Annotated in this window: 15 protein-coding genes and 2 tRNA genes; 10 read left to right on the top strand and 7 right to left on the bottom strand. The window is 36.8% G+C overall.

What is annotated here, in order from left to right; all coding sequences use genetic code 11:
- Positions 1 to 39 precede the first annotated feature (39 nt).
- Both AACZ30_RS09370 and AACZ30_RS09365 read right to left on the bottom strand, forming a co-directional pair.
- On the bottom strand, positions 40 to 696 hold the full coding sequence (locus AACZ30_RS09370; RefSeq protein WP_057482764.1) for a 50S ribosomal protein L25/general stress protein Ctc: 657 nt from the start codon (positions 694 to 696) through the stop codon (positions 40 to 42).
- A gap of 137 nt (positions 697 to 833) precedes the next feature.
- Positions 834 to 1,775, bottom strand: coding sequence for a ribose-phosphate pyrophosphokinase (locus AACZ30_RS09365; protein ID WP_075325536.1), 942 nt, complete (start codon positions 1,773 to 1,775; stop codon positions 834 to 836).
- Positions 1,776 to 1,924: 149 nt separating this feature from the next.
- Between AACZ30_RS09365 and AACZ30_RS09360 the strand changes: the two genes are divergently transcribed.
- The 5 genes from AACZ30_RS09360 to AACZ30_RS09340 all read left to right on the top strand — a co-directional run bounded on the left by AACZ30_RS09360 (position 1,925) and on the right by AACZ30_RS09340 (position 6,272).
- Positions 1,925 to 2,006 (top strand) — tRNA-Leu (locus AACZ30_RS09360).
- Between the two features lie 389 nt (positions 2,007 to 2,395).
- Entirely contained in the window at positions 2,396 to 3,241 is an 846-nt protein-coding gene (locus tag AACZ30_RS09355; protein ID WP_339649011.1) for a M57 family metalloprotease, read from the top strand.
- 125 nt (positions 3,242 to 3,366) lie between these two features.
- Entirely contained in the window at positions 3,367 to 3,543 is a 177-nt protein-coding gene (locus tag AACZ30_RS09350) for a hypothetical protein (RefSeq protein ID WP_339649009.1), read from the top strand.
- Between the two features lie 175 nt (positions 3,544 to 3,718).
- Positions 3,719 to 5,602 (top strand): sensor histidine kinase, encoded by a 1,884-nt coding sequence (locus tag AACZ30_RS09345; RefSeq protein ID WP_339649007.1) that lies wholly within the window; start codon positions 3,719 to 3,721, stop codon positions 5,600 to 5,602.
- Entirely contained in the window at positions 5,595 to 6,272 is a 678-nt protein-coding gene (locus AACZ30_RS09340; protein WP_339649006.1) for a response regulator, read from the top strand. Before AACZ30_RS09345 ends, AACZ30_RS09340 begins: the two co-directional genes overlap by 8 nt.
- A 77-nt stretch (positions 6,273 to 6,349) precedes the next feature.
- On the opposite strand, the gene AACZ30_RS09335 is transcribed toward AACZ30_RS09340, so the two are convergent.
- Both AACZ30_RS09335 and rseP read right to left on the bottom strand, forming a co-directional pair.
- Positions 6,350 to 6,423 (bottom strand) — tRNA-Asn (locus tag AACZ30_RS09335).
- A gap of 109 nt (positions 6,424 to 6,532) precedes the next feature.
- Entirely contained in the window at positions 6,533 to 7,849 is a 1,317-nt protein-coding gene (gene rseP, locus AACZ30_RS09330; RefSeq protein WP_339649004.1) for an RIP metalloprotease RseP, read from the bottom strand.
- A 224-nt stretch (positions 7,850 to 8,073) separates the two neighbouring features.
- Between rseP and AACZ30_RS09325 the strand changes: the two genes are divergently transcribed.
- From AACZ30_RS09325 to AACZ30_RS09310, 4 genes are all read left to right on the top strand, one after another.
- On the top strand, positions 8,074 to 8,745 hold the full coding sequence (locus tag AACZ30_RS09325; RefSeq protein ID WP_208223955.1) for an SCO family protein: 672 nt from the start codon (positions 8,074 to 8,076) through the stop codon (positions 8,743 to 8,745).
- Positions 8,746 to 8,878: 133 nt separating this feature from the next.
- Positions 8,879 to 9,109: a FeoA family protein gene (locus tag AACZ30_RS09320; protein WP_075325530.1), complete on the top strand. Its 231-nt coding sequence runs from the start codon at positions 8,879 to 8,881 to the stop codon at positions 9,107 to 9,109.
- A gap of 1 nt (position 9,110) precedes the next feature.
- Complete coding sequence (gene feoB / locus AACZ30_RS09315) at positions 9,111 to 11,213, top strand: ferrous iron transport protein B (protein ID WP_339649003.1); 2,103 nt, start codon at positions 9,111 to 9,113, stop codon at positions 11,211 to 11,213.
- Between the two features lie 35 nt (positions 11,214 to 11,248).
- The gene (locus tag AACZ30_RS09310) at positions 11,249 to 11,398 is read left to right on the top strand and encodes a hypothetical protein (protein ID WP_177195687.1); all 150 of its coding nucleotides are present in this window, start codon (positions 11,249 to 11,251) and stop codon (positions 11,396 to 11,398) included.
- Here AACZ30_RS09310 and AACZ30_RS09305 read toward each other — a convergent pair.
- From AACZ30_RS09305 to AACZ30_RS09295, 3 genes are read right to left on the bottom strand one after another with little or no spacing between them, the layout of a single operon-like run.
- Positions 11,395 to 11,871, bottom strand: coding sequence for a hypothetical protein (locus tag AACZ30_RS09305; RefSeq protein WP_339649001.1), 477 nt, complete (start codon positions 11,869 to 11,871; stop codon positions 11,395 to 11,397). The two genes, AACZ30_RS09310 and AACZ30_RS09305, sit on opposite strands and share 4 nt — an antisense overlap.
- Before the next feature lie 49 nt (positions 11,872 to 11,920).
- On the bottom strand, positions 11,921 to 12,742 hold the full coding sequence (locus AACZ30_RS09300) for a ZIP family metal transporter (protein WP_208223950.1): 822 nt from the start codon (positions 12,740 to 12,742) through the stop codon (positions 11,921 to 11,923).
- Positions 12,743 to 13,399: a metal-dependent transcriptional regulator gene (locus tag AACZ30_RS09295; RefSeq protein ID WP_339648998.1), complete on the bottom strand. Its 657-nt coding sequence runs from the start codon at positions 13,397 to 13,399 to the stop codon at positions 12,743 to 12,745.
- Between the two features lie 157 nt (positions 13,400 to 13,556).
- On the opposite strand from AACZ30_RS09295, the gene AACZ30_RS09290 reads away from it, so the two are divergent.
- Positions 13,557 to 14,059 (top strand): carboxypeptidase-like regulatory domain-containing protein (locus tag AACZ30_RS09290; RefSeq protein WP_339648997.1); only part of this gene is annotated, 503 nt, incomplete at its 3' end.

The following is a 14,059-nucleotide window of genomic DNA, read 5'->3' as shown; positions in this document are numbered from 1 at the left end:
TTTGGGATGCTTTTAAATTTTTGTTGAAAAAAGAAAAGATTAATTATCTTCTCCTTCTTTAACTGCAGCAACATCATCTGTTTCAGTAGATGGTACTTCATCTGCTGGTACTTCGTCTTCATCTTCGTCGTCCTCAAGGGCAACAATGTTACGTGAAGTTCTAACCTGGCAAATTACTGTGTTGTCTGGATGCTGAATCTCGTAAGACTCGTCTGCAACTGCAGTAACATAAAGTTTTTGACCAATTTTAAGTTTGGTTACATCTGCAGTAATATAATCTGGCAATTCGTTAGCCAAACCTCTTACTTTTAAACGACGTAGGTTGTAACGTAAAACACCACCATTTTTAACCCCTCTCGCAACACCTTCGGTATGGATAGGAATTTCCATAGTGATTGGTTTATCCTCACTAATCTGGTAGAAATCTACGTGCAAAATAGCATCGGTAACCGGGTGGAATTGGATATCCTGAAGAATAGCGTTAAACTTCTCGCCGTCTTCAAACTTAATTTCCACTGTATGCACATCTGGGGTGTACACAAGGTTATTAAACGAAATTTCTTCTGTTGCAAAGTGCAACGGCTTGGCATCTCCCCCGTATAATACGCAAGGAACCTGTCCAGCATTACGTAGGGCCTTCGTGGCTTTCTTTCCTACGCTTTCTCTTTTAGATCCGTTGATCGTAATTGATTTCATTGTTGAAAAATTTTAGGCTGCAAAAGTAGCGCTTTTTTCCTTTCTATAAAACCCTGACTTAAAATTCTTTAAAAAGAAAATTATAATTGAGAATTCAAGCTAAAAAACTGAATATTAACTATGAATAATGGGTTTGATTACATAATAAATTTAGAACTAATAGATTCATTGTTATGTACCCTATTCATAACATCGGCAAAAAGATTGGCACAGCTTACAACCTTAATTTTTTTACTTTCTTGCTTTAGCGGAATAGAATCGGTCACTATTAATTCCATTAGTTTTGATTTTTCAATCTTTTCATAAGCTCCGCCAGAAAGTACCGGGTGGGTACAAATAGCACGCACACTTTTTGCCCCGCGTTCCATCATTAAATCGGCAGCTTTAGTAAGTGTTCCGGCAGTATCTACCATATCGTCTACCAAAACCACATTTTTACCTTCTACGTTACCAATAAGCTCCATGTGCGAGATCACATTGGCTTTTGCTCTCTGTTTGTAACATATTACCACATCGCTCTCCAATGCTTTAGAGTATGCATAAGCTCGTTTAGACCCCCCCATATCTGGCGATGCAACTGTTAAATTATCTAATCCCAATTTCTTTAAATGCGGAAGAAAAACCGTGGAAGCGTAAAGGTGATCTACGGGTTTTTCGAAAAATCCCTGAATTTGATCGGCGTGCAAATCCATAGTTATAATTCTGGTCGCTCCTGCGGTTTCCAAGATACTGGCAATCATTTTGGCAGCAATTGGGACTCTGGGTTTGTCTTTTCTATCCTGACGTGCCCAACCAAAATATGGAAGCACCGCTGTAATATGTCTCGCCGAAGCTCTTTTTGCAGCATCAAGCATTAAAAGCATTTCCATTAAGTGGTCTGCACCCGGGTGGGTAGAACCAATAATAAAAACTCGCGAACCGCGAACCGATTCTTCAAAAGAAGGCTGAAACTCGCCATCGCTATAAGTTGAAGTAATTACATTTCCTAATTTGGTGCCGTAAGCGGCCGCTATTTTTTCAGCTAAAGCTTTACTCTGGGTACAGGAAAAAATCTTAGCCTCTGGAATTACGTTGGGCATGTTGTGTTGTTTTTGTGAATGTTGTTTGTTGTGCTGCAAATTTAGAAATTAATTCCTTTCACACCTCACGAATATGTTTAGACTGAAACTTTAAAATTGGAAAAAAACATTTGGGGATGGGAAAAATTTTTTACTTTTGCCGTCCACTTGCTCGAGTGGCGGAACTGGTAGACGCGCTGGATTCAAAATCCAGTAACTTCGGTTGTGCGGGTTCGATTCCCGCCTCGAGTACTTTTTAGACTTCAAATAACATCAAAACCCCGTAAACTTCAATGTTTACGGGGTTTTTTATTTTTTATGATATCAAAGAATATCATTTAAACAGGTATTAAAAGTGTTTCATTTGGGGAAGCCTTCTATTTATAATTAGCTGTCAAAATTGAGTATAAACAGGATCGGCTAATATTAGACAAATGAATTTCAATATCCTGCGATAAACTTGTTTCTAAATTATTAAAATAAAGAAGAATTGTGAAAAAAGTTCGCATCTTAAACTCCTACCAATACTGGTCTCGAATCAAAAGTAAGGATTTTCCTTACTTTTAGTAAGGATTAAATTTCTACTTTTTGATTATCAAGGTTTAATTTTCCGGTCTATTAACTTTTTAATCAAACATTTTATGAAGACCCAAAATCTATTACTAGGCATCCTGGCAACAGGTGCATTATTCACTTCCTGCCAAAAGGAAGAAGCTACCACTCCAGAGGAAACTCAAATGGAGGAAAGCACTCAGGAAACTAAAATCTCTAAGGAAGATCTTAAACAAATTGCAAATTTACACTTTAACACAGAAGATGCTGAGACTATAGATTTCCTGCTTCCTAATGGGGAGACTAAAAAATCTTTTCTTATTGAAGGAGATATTTTACTGGACGAGGAGCAATTAGAAAGTATGAGCTCTGCCAGCGTAACCGATAAACAGTACCGAACTTACAATTTGGTTTCATCACCAAGAAACGTAAATGTTATTGGTTTTACAGGTGGCTCCGGGCAGGGATTAACCTCAAAACAGCGTACCGCCTTGCAGCGAGCAATTACCAATTATAATTCCCTGAATATCGGACTTAACTTCACGCTTACTTTTGGTACAAATTATGGGCCGTACGACATCGTAGTATACCAAAACTCTAATGGCCAGGCTGGCGGGGTAGCCGGTTTCCCAAGTGGAGGAGATCCTTATAAATATGTACAAATTTTCTCTGGAATGGAAAACTACAGTACCGCAACTAACGAGCACGTGATTACTCACGAGATAGGCCACTCGGTAGGTTTACGTCATACCGATTGGTATAGCCGCCAAAGCTGTGGGCAAAGTGGTGAATCAGCCGGTTCTGATGGAGCTGTTCATATTCCCGGCACCCCAACGGGATTTGACTCCAACTCTATTATGCTTGCCTGCTTTAGCTCAAGCGAAAGCGGAAATTTTGGTTACTATGATGAAGTAGCCCTGGAATATCTTTATTAATGTTAGACAATTTGAAATAGTCTTAATTTGTTAGCAGAAAATGGATGTCTGCAAAGGCATCCATTTTATTATTAAACCCCGAACACACGAACGGGCAAATTCTAAAATTTAAAACATAAACAATTATGAAACTTAGAGCAACATTATTTGGTACACTTTTTTTAGCAACTTTTTTTATGTCTTGCGAGCCGGAAGCACTACCCGAAGACCAACCTCAAATGGACCACGAAATAATAAATATTGAAAAAACTGCTTCAGGCAACGAAGACAACCCTATTGACGATGATAAAAGTGATGATTAATAGTAAAAAATTGATTAATTATATTTTTCTATTTTTACCTGCATAAATGCAGTTTCTTAATCTCACTTATTTTAAATTCTTAATACCCATTTTCCTCTTCGCAGCTTGTGGGCAAGAAGAAGAGAACAAAAACATTCCTACTAATAATGATTTAAAAATTCTGGCCAATCAAATAATGTCAGAAGATAATCTGGAAGAATATAAAAAGAGAAAAAATAAGTTTTTAAGCGCTGCAAATGATTCTATAAAAAATTCCTTAATCTTTGATATTAGTTATCACTTCTACATTGAAGATGATTCTTTGAAATTTAGGGAGTGGAATAAGTATTCTTATACGAATTCCAAAATGCAGAAAAATGAATCCGGTACTGCAGAAGCCTTTTGGGATCTTGGAAATTTCTTTTTTAAAGAAAACATTATAGACAGTTCCTATTACCACTATAATCTTGCCTATGAACAATATTTAGAAGCTAATGAAGATATAAAAGCTGGCAGGATGTTGCTTAATATGGCTATTCTGCAAGAAAAGGTAAAAGATTATATAGGTAGTGAAAACACAACCTTTCAGGCGCTGGATTTAATAGAGGAATCAACTGATAGTCAAAATTATGTTTATCCTGCAAATAATAATCTTGGCATAATTTACAATGGTTTAGAGAATTATTCACAGGCCCTTGAATATCACCGTACAGCTTTAAGAAATGCAGAATCTTTACAGGATCCTATAAAATCGGCAAGGTCATTAAATAATATAGGAGTCGTCTATCAGGAATTAAAAGATAATAATAAGGCTATTTCAAATTTTTCTCAAGCCCTTCAGATTGATAGTCTTAAAGAGAAGAACACGAGACTTTATGCAATGCTTACCGATAATTTGGGCTATTCAGAATTTAAACTTGGTAATTATCAGGTAGCATCATTTCTTTTTCATAAGGCCCTTAAAATTAGAGATAGCATTCAGCACGAATCGGGAATTGTAATCAATAAACTTCATCTAGGGGAATATTATCTTAAAAATCGCGATACCACTAAAGCATTACAATATACCAAAGAGGCTAATAGCCTTGCAAATACAACTAGCAATAACCGCGATTTGCTGGCGTCCTATCGCCTTTTAGCAAAAATTGAACCGCAAAAAGCACCAGAATACCTGGACAGCTATATTCAGTTAAACGACAGTTTATTGCAAGAAGAACGGGCTATTAGGAATAAATTTGCCAGAATTAGATTTGAAACCGATCAATATATTCAAAAAACACAAGAGCTTAGTAACGAAAAATTGTGGCTTAGTTTAATTGCCGTAATTCTAGCTTCAGTATTGTTCCTTTTATACCTGTTAAGCTCACAAAGAGCAAAGAATAAAGAACTTAAATTTCAAAAAGAACAACAGGAGTATAACGAAGAAATTTATAAACTTCTGCTTAAACAACAAACCAAGCTGGAAGAAGGCCGACAAGAAGAACGGGCAAGAATTTCAGGAGAATTACATGATGGTATACTGGGTAAACTTTTTGGAATTAGAATGAATTTCGGCTTGTTAAATTTAAATGCTCCCGGCCAGGTTTCAGCTAAATACAACCATCTTTTAGATAAATTACAACTTACCGAAGAAGAGATTAGACAAATTTCGCATAACCTTATTAGAGAAGTTTCTGGCTCTCATCTTAATTTCGCAAAACTCTTAAAACAACTTGTAGCCGACTATCAAAACCTGACTTCAGCAAAAATTGAATTTTCTTTTGATGAAAATATTGATGGGGAATTAATTGATGAAAATATTCAAATTAATTATTATCGTATTTTACAGGAAGCTTTACAAAATGTGGTTAAACACGCTGAAGCTACGCTAGTAAACATAAAAATAACCCGGGAACAGGACGTGCTTGTAATGGAAATTAAGGATAACGGAAAAGGTTTTGACATACGAAAAAAAGTTAAAGGTATTGGTTTAAAAAATATGCGGGACCGAATGGAAAAAATTGATGGTATGTTTACATTTAAAACTTCAGCTATGGGTACAGATCTCTTATTTAGGGTTAAAATTTATAAAAATGGATAAATCGGTTTCCGTATTAATTATAGACGATCATCCAATTATTGCCAATGCCTACGAATCTGCCTTAGAAAGTTTTGTAAACCAGAATGCCTCGTACAATTTTAAAATTACCAGCGTTTATAGCCTGGACGAAGCGCAGTTATTGCTTGATAACAGCAATTTTATAGAAGATCTTGATCTGGTTTTTTTAGATATGCGTTTACCGGCGAGCACCGACGGAAAGCTTGTCTCTGGAGAAGATTTTGGAAAGGTGCTTAGATTAAAGACACCCAACATTAGAATTATAGTTTCTACGACTTTTAATGATAATTACCGGTTACACAATATCCTCCAGTCATTAAATCCCGAAGGTTTTTTAGTGAAAAATGATATTAATCCTAAAGAATTATTAAGCGCTATAGAAAACGTACTTGCAGGTTCTCCTTATTATAGTAAGACGGTTCTAAACCTCCTTAGAAAACAAGTGGGAAGCGATATTTATTTAGATGAAGTAGATCGTAAAATGCTTTATGAACTTTCTATTGGCGCGAAACTAAAAGATCTAACAGATCTTCTCCCATTATCTATTGCAGGGATTGAAAAACGCAGGAGAAATCTAAAAAAAATGTTTGGTATCTCAGGAGCCGAAGATCGGGAGCTTGTAAAAATCGCCAGAGAAAAGGGTTTTTTATAGTCTGGCAAAAGCTTAATCACATAACAAGCCAAAAATAAAAAAACCAGCCTTTTTCAAGACTGGTTTCTTCTGCTTTGCTCCCCCTCTTGGGCTCGAACCAAGGACCCTCTGATTAACAGTCAGATGCTCTAACCAACTGAGCTAAGGAGGAGTGTTTCGCTCTTTTGCGGTTGCAAATATAAACCAAATTTTAAATCACCGCAAAACAAAAATTGAATTTTTTTCAGGTTTTTTTCGAGAAAAAATTCAATCTAATTCTATCACTCAAATAACCAACGGTATACATCATTTCCATTGGCATAAAGTACCAGTGCGATTAAGATAAAAAAGCCAACCATTTGGGCAACTTCCATAAATTTATCGTTAGGTTTCCTGCCGGTTACCATTTCATATAAGAGAAACATTACGTGACCGCCATCTAAAGCCGGTATTGGTAAGATGTTCATAAATGCAAGGATTATAGAAATTAAGGCTGTAGTATGCCAAAATCCTTTCCAGTTCCAGGTATCGGGAAATAAACCGCCAATGGCACCAAATCCACCCAATTGTGTGGCTCCTTTTTGGGTAAAGACATATTTAAACTGGGCTACATAGTCGTGTAATGTCCAATAACCATAGTCAAAACCTTCTTTTATACTTTCAGCTAAACCATATTTTTGTTGTTTAATTTCAAAGTTACGTTTAACCGAAAAACCAAGAATACCTTCCTCATCTGGCGCTATCATCACACTCTTAATTTCATCACCTCGCTTAAACACGAGTTCCATTTCCTTTTCCTTATTTTCCAGGCTTATTTGCTTTATTTCATGCCAGTAACCAATCTCCTGTTCATTTAATGCTATTAAGCTGTCTCCTTTTTGAAGTCCGGCAATTTCGGCAGCCTGCTGGGGCATCACACTATCCAATACCGCATTCTGAATAGGAATAAAAGGTATCATAATGCCTTTCTCCCACATTTGTTCCCCTATACCTTCAGGAACTTCAATAATTTCTTCTTCGCCATTTTGGTGTAAAACAGTAATACTATTTACATCGCGCATAAACAAATAGCGATTTACATCGTCGCTATTTTGAAGGTCTTCCCCATTTATTTGCAAAACGCGGTCACCATCTTCAAATCCGTATTGTTTAAATTCTTCAGCAATTGCAAAACCTTCAGGCATTTCATCTGGACCCACATAATTTTTACCCCAAACAAACATGATCATCATATAAATAAGAAAACCAAGTACCAGGTTTACTGTAACTCCTCCCAGCATAATTATAAGACGCTGCCAGGCAGGTTTACTTCTAAATTCCCAGGGTTCTGGCGGTTTTGCCATTTGCTCCTTGTCCATGCTTTCATCTATCATTCCTGAAATTTTCACATAACCTCCTAAAGGCAACCAGCCAATACCGTAAACGGTACCGCCAATTTTCTTCTTGAACAATGCGAATTTCACATCAAAAAAGAGAAAGAATTTTTCTACTCTGGTTTTAAATATTTTAGCGGGAATAAAATGCCCAAGTTCGTGTAAGACTATAAGTAAAGACAAGCTTAACAGTAACTGTATGGCTTTAACTATAAATGGATCCATGCGTAATGCTTCAAATTTTAAATCGCACAAAAGTAAACTTTTATAATCTCCTAAAAAAGTTTAAAAGCCCTCCTGTTTTAGACATCTGAAATTTTAAGTTTTAAACTGCGACTAATTGATTGTTAGCACTTAATTTTGCAGTAAACAATTGTCTAATTTTCGAGACAAACCTCGGAGCATTGAAATCTCGATTATCGAGTAATTTTGCCTGAAAATCTAAAAGTATGCGTGATCTTTTTGCCTGGCTCAAGAAATTTGCCATTGTCCTGTTTATACTTTCGGTAATTATAATCTATAGTATTTACACGCTTTTAAATCCAAAAGAACGTTTGCCTGTTTTTCAGCCCGATATGGTAAATGCCGAATTGGTAGATTCTACCGTTCAATATGTTCGAAAATACCACACCGTAAAAGATTTTAAACTCATTAATCAAAACGGCGATACTATTACTGAAGATTTCTATGAGGATAAAATTTATGTAGCCGATTTCTTTTTTACAACCTGCCTCACCATTTGCCCGGTGATGACTGATCATATGCTGAAAATTCAGGAGAAAATTAAAGACGATCCTGAAGTTTTACTACTCTCCCATACTGTTTTCCCAAAAACAGATTCGGTACCGGTTTTAAAAGAATATGCTATAGAAAAAGGGGTGATTGATGAAAAGTGGAATCTTGTTACGGGTGATAAGAAACATATTTACGACCTCGCCCGCAAATCTTATCTCGCTTCCAAAAGCAATGGTGATGGCGGACCTTATGATATGATTCATACCGAAAATTTTGTGCTGGTAGATAAAGAAAAACGCATTCGCGGTTTTTATGACGGAACGGATGCCGAAGCTATAGAAGACCTTTTACACGATATAAAAGTGTTAAAAGCTGAATATAAATAATTCTGAAAGTTTAACTGCAGCCAGAAGCACTTCAAGGCATAATTAAAGGCTTAACGGACTTTTTTATCTGAAATTTTTTCCTGCTGAAATTTTACCTTACTTTTGCCTTGTTTAAAATCAATCTAAATAAAAAGTGAAACTAACCCTGGCCGATTTAAAACGTGGTGAACGCGGAATTATCAAAGATTTTTCTGAAGAAAATATTCCGCTTAAATTACTCGAAATGGGTTGTTTGCCGGGCAATGAAGTTCAAATGCTACAAATGGCTCCTTTTAGGGATCCAATGTATCTTAACATAAACGGCAGCCACCTGGCCATTAGAAAAGAAATCGCTTTACTTATAGAAATTGACCTTATAAGCTAACATGGCTAAACAAATAAATGTCGCTCTCATAGGAAACCCCAATACCGGGAAAACCTCTGTTTTTAATCAGCTCACCGGGCTTAACCAAAAAGTGGGAAATTATCCCGGAATTACGGTTGAAAAAAAAGAGGGAATCTGCAAACTTCCCCGCGGACTTAAAGCTCATATTTTAGATCTTCCGGGAACTTACAGTCTTAACGCCTCGTCTTTAGATGAAAACGTGGTTATAGAATTATTGCTGAATAAAAGCGATAAAGATTATCCCGATGTTGCTGTTGTTGTTAGCGATGTAGAGAATTTAAAACGAAATCTGCTTCTTTTCACCCAAATTAAAGACCTTGGGATTCCAACAATCCTGGTAATTAATATGGCCGACAGGATGGAACGTAAAGGGATCTCCCTGGATGTAGATTTACTTGAAGAGCGTTTAAAAACAAAAGTTACCCTGGTCAGCGCCCGAAAAAATACCGGGATTGATGAGCTTAAAGAAGCAATAATCAATTATCGCCATATTTCAAACGAGCCTTGCGTAAATGCTTCAATTATTGCCCCAGAATATTTTGACAGGCTTCGTAAAGCATTCCCCAACCAATCACTTTATAAACTTTGGTTAGTAATTACTCAAGATGTAAACTTCGGTAATATTAATAGAAATGAGATAAGTAGTTCTGAACTTTTTGAGACCAAATCTCACACCGAATTAAAGAAACTTCAGCATAAAGAAACCATTTTAAGGTACCAGTTTATAAATGGTGTGCTAAAGGAAACTATGAAGGTAGACGCCAGTTCTGCCAAAGATTTACGTTCCCGATTAGATCGTGTTCTTACGCACAAAATTTGGGGTTACGCCATATTTTTTGGTATTCTTTTATTAATTTTCCAGGCAATTTATAGCTGGTCCAGCTACCCAATGGATCTTATAGATGAGACTTTTGCATTTTTAAGCGAATGGACAAAAACCACCCTACCGGCTGGAGCTTTTACAAATCTTATTGCTGAAGGAATTATACCCGGACTTGGCGGAATTGTAATTTTTATTCCACAAATTGCTTTCCTGTTTTTCTTTATTTCAATTTTAGAAGAAACCGGCTATATGAGTCGGGTGGTATTCTTAATGGACCGAATTATGAGAAAATTCGGACTTAGCGGAAAAAGTGTGGTGCCCCTGGTTTCAGGAACCGCATGTGCAATTCCGGCAGTGATGGCTACACGTAATATTGAAAGTTGGAAAGAGCGTTTAATCACCATTTTAGTGGTGCCTTTTACCACCTGTTCAGCACGATTACCGGTTTATTTAATAATAATCGCCCTGGTAATTCCAGATCGCGCCGTATGGGGTTTTAACCTCCAGGGATTAACCTTAATGCTGCTGTATCTTTTAGGATTTGGTGTGGCTATTGGTTCTGCCTGGATTTTGAATTTAATTCTGAATATAAAAAACCGAAGTCATTTTGTAATTGAAATGCCCAATTACAAGTTACCAATGGGAAAAAACATTGCCATAAATGTGGTTGAAAAAACCAAATCTTTCGTGTTTGGAGCAGGGAAAATAATCCTCGCAATTTCAATTATTTTATGGGTTTTAGCCAGTTATGGGCCGGGAGATAATTTTAATAACGCGAGTGAAATTGTGAGCGAGCAATATGACGAGCAAAGCAATATCACAGAAGATGAGCTTGACGAAGAAATTGCCTCATTCAAATTAAAAAATTCCTATATCGGGATTATGGGGAGAGGTATTGAACCGGTGGTAGCGCCTTTGGGTTATGATTGGAAAATTGGAATTGCTATAATAAGTTCTTTTGCCGCTCGAGAAGTTTTTGTAGGAACTTTGGCTACAATCTACAGTGTAGGTAGCGATGAAGAAGAAACCATTAAAAACCGGATGGCCGCAGAGATCAATCCAATTTTAGGTGGTCCGTTGTTTACATTTGCAAGTGGAGTGAGCCTTTTATTATTCTACGCCTTTGCCATGCAATGTATGAGTACTTTGGCTATTGTGAAAAAAGAAACCAATACCTGGAAATGGCCGATTTTACAGTTAGTGGTGATGACCTTGTTCGCCTACTTTGTAGCTTTAGCGGCTTTTCAATTATTAAAATAAGTGTAAGTTAAATATTATAAAACGACTTAAATATTATGGAATTAATACAAGAAATTCTCGTTTTTATAACCTTCGCAATCGCATTGGGATATATCCTAACAAAATTTATATGGAAACCTGCATTCTTAAAGAAGAAATCTGAAAAAACCAAAGCCTGCGGAGTTTCAGGTTGTGGTTGTGATTAGCGCTTTACGGTTTCAGTTACTTTAAACTGAAGTTGATAATCTGAAGCTTTTATCTTTCTTGAAGTTTTCGGATACGGGGAAAGCGACAGGAATTCTATATCTAATTCTTCCTTAAAAAATTTAGCCAGGCTGGTTTTAAAGGAATTTACATTTGCGCCCAGGGTAATAATTTCTTTTCCCAAAAATTTTTCACCTTTAAATATTTCTACCAGAATTTTTGCCTCCCCGGCTCTCACACAGGTTACATCGCTGGGACATCTTGAATCTACCAACACTTCTTTAAATCGAATTGTTTTTTCATTAAAATTAAAAGATTCTCCCACCTTAGTTTCTGCAAAATATGTTTCAGCTTCATCTTGCGCTGATACAGAAAAGGCAAAAAGAAAAAGACTGAGAACCAACAAAGCTGGTTTTAAAAAGTGAAAAACGCTGTTAGTGTAAGTCAATTTCATATTTCCTGGGTCTACTTGCATAGTTCTTTATTATAAAGACTATACCTCAACCTAAATGTTGCAAAAGATTTTAACCTAAACCAACATCCAGGGTCATCATCACCATAAAACCTAGAATAAAGCCCATAGTTGCTATATCGGTAAAATTGCCTTTTTGAGATTCCGGAACAACTTCTTCCACTACCACAAAGATCATCGCACCGGCGGCAAAAGAAAGTGCATAGGGTAAAATAGGTTCAAAAGTCATCACCGCCCAGGCGCCAAGCACCGCGGCAAAAGGCTCTACAATAGCCGAAAGTTGACCAAAATTAAAACTTTTCCAACGGCTCATTCCCTGCCCTCGAAGCGGCATGGCCACCGCAAAGCCCTCAGGAAAGTTTTGTAAACCAATCCCTATTGCAAGAGCCACAGCGCCACCAATACTGGCCCCTTCCAGACCTGCACCCGCAGCCCCAAAAAGCACCCCTACAGCCAATCCTTCGGGAATATTATGCAAAGTAATAGCCAGGGTAAGTAAAACAGATTTATGCCAGGGAGTTTTAATTCCTTCAGTCTCACTCATTTTAAAGTTTACGTGCAGGTGAGGCAGTACTTTATCAAGTCCGAAGAGAAAAAGTGCTCCCAGCCCAAATCCAACAAGCGGCGGAACTGTTTTTTCAAAACCTTCTCCGGGGCTCATTTCTATCCCCGGCGCCAATAAACTCCAAAAACTGGCAGCCACCATAACCCCACCGGTAAACCCAAGCATCCCGTCAAATAATTTTCTATTCATATTTTTAAATAGAAAAACCAGGGAGGCTCCAGCAGCGGTAAGCAACCAGGTGAAAATTGTAGCCAGTAATGCTGCCATTACCGGGTCTAATTGCTCAAAATAAGCGATTAATTCTTCCATCTATTGTATCTTTATATATAGATTATTTGATATTAGTTGTGAAATTCTCAATTCTCTTTCTTCTATTAGAATTAACATAGACCCATCAAAAGCTTCCTTTTCCAATACTTTAATTTCTTTCCCCAGGGAAATATTATTCTTGTCTAAAAACCTTAAAAATTCTGATGAAGAATCTTTTACACCCACACAAATTCCCTTTTCTGCTTTCCCCAATTCAGAAAGTAACATTTTATTAGCTACACTAAAGTTTCCTTCAGCATCAGGAATTGGATCTCCGTGAGGATCGCGTTTAGGGAAACCGAGAAATTTATCTAATTCCTGGGTAAGTTTTTCAGATTTAATATGTTCAAGTTGTTCGGCTATATCGTGTACTTCGTCCCAATTAAAATTGAGCTTTTCTACCAAAAAATATTCCCATAACCGGTGTTTTCTAATTACTTCAATCGCAGTTTTCTTTCCTAATTCACTCAGTTTTACGCCCTGGTATTTCTTATAGATCACAAGTTCCTTTTCCGATAGTTTCTTAATCATATCAGTCACCGAGGAAGCCTTGGTATCCATTTCTTCCGCCAGTGCATTGGTGCTCACACCAGCCTGGTATTTTCTTTCTAAATGAAAAATCGCTTTAAGATAATTTTCTTCTGAAAAACTAAACATACTTCTAATTTACTCGATAATCGAAATTTAAAATCAATAACACCTCGTTAGCTTATTCCGAGGCAGTTTGCATTTCCCAAAAATACATTTTTAAAATTAAAAACCTATTTTTAGACTTATCTAAATTTATTTTATAGTTTTGGCAAAAAAAAGAAAAATGAAAACATTAGCAATAATATTTGTGACACTATTCAGCTTTTCGGGGTTGGCCCAGCAGGGAAAGCTTTCTGGGGAAATAACTTCAGAAGGCAAGACTGTGGCTTTTGCAAATATTTATATTAAAGCTTCCGACCTTGGCACTACGGCCGATAAAGACGGTAAATTCTTATTGAAAAATATTCCGGCAGGGAATCATAGTATTGAGATTAGTGCTATTGGTTTTAAAAAGTTTAATCGTGATATTCTAATAAATGCAAACCAAAGCAAAACCCTGAATGTTCAACTGGAAAAATCTTCTGAAGAACTTAATGAGGTTTTGATTGTAGATACACAAACCGGGCTTACGCGCCGCACGCCTTATAATGTGTCCAGCATAGATATGCAAGGGATTGAAACCAAAGGAAATCCTAACGGGATGATGGGTAGTTTACGGGAAGTTCCCGGCGTTTATGGAGCAGAATTCGGCCAGGGTATAGTGAAACCTTTTATCCGCGGACTTGG

It is taken from the genome of uncultured Salegentibacter sp., from assembly GCF_963972535.1.
Classification (GTDB): domain Bacteria; phylum Bacteroidota; class Bacteroidia; order Flavobacteriales; family Flavobacteriaceae; genus Salegentibacter.
This window is presented reverse-complemented; position numbering and strand designations above follow the sequence as displayed.

Coding starts and splice junctions, on each gene's coding strand:
- AACZ30_RS09325 (WP_208223955.1), top strand. CDS start 8,074: ATGCGTGATCTTTTTGCCTGGCTCAAGAAATTTGCCATTGTCCTGTTT.
- AACZ30_RS09370 (WP_057482764.1), bottom strand. CDS start 696: ATGAAATCAATTACGATCAACGGATCTAAAAGAGAAAGCGTAGGAAAG.
- AACZ30_RS09340 (WP_339649006.1), top strand. CDS start 5,595: ATGGATAAATCGGTTTCCGTATTAATTATAGACGATCATCCAATTATT.
- AACZ30_RS09300 (WP_208223950.1), bottom strand. CDS start 12,742: ATGGAAGAATTAATCGCTTATTTTGAGCAATTAGACCCGGTAATGGCA.
- AACZ30_RS09305 (WP_339649001.1), bottom strand. CDS start 11,871: ATGCAAGTAGACCCAGGAAATATGAAATTGACTTACACTAACAGCGTT.
- AACZ30_RS09365 (WP_075325536.1), bottom strand. CDS start 1,775: ATGCCCAACGTAATTCCAGAGGCTAAGATTTTTTCCTGTACCCAGAGT.
- AACZ30_RS09295 (WP_339648998.1), bottom strand. CDS start 13,399: ATGTTTAGTTTTTCAGAAGAAAATTATCTTAAAGCGATTTTTCATTTA.
- rseP (WP_339649004.1), bottom strand. CDS start 7,849: ATGGATCCATTTATAGTTAAAGCCATACAGTTACTGTTAAGCTTGTCT.
- feoB (WP_339649003.1), top strand. CDS start 9,111: ATGGCTAAACAAATAAATGTCGCTCTCATAGGAAACCCCAATACCGGG.
- AACZ30_RS09355 (WP_339649011.1), top strand. CDS start 2,396: ATGAAGACCCAAAATCTATTACTAGGCATCCTGGCAACAGGTGCATTA.
- AACZ30_RS09310 (WP_177195687.1), top strand. CDS start 11,249: ATGGAATTAATACAAGAAATTCTCGTTTTTATAACCTTCGCAATCGCA.
- AACZ30_RS09345 (WP_339649007.1), top strand. CDS start 3,719: ATGTCAGAAGATAATCTGGAAGAATATAAAAAGAGAAAAAATAAGTTT.
- AACZ30_RS09350 (WP_339649009.1), top strand. CDS start 3,367: ATGAAACTTAGAGCAACATTATTTGGTACACTTTTTTTAGCAACTTTT.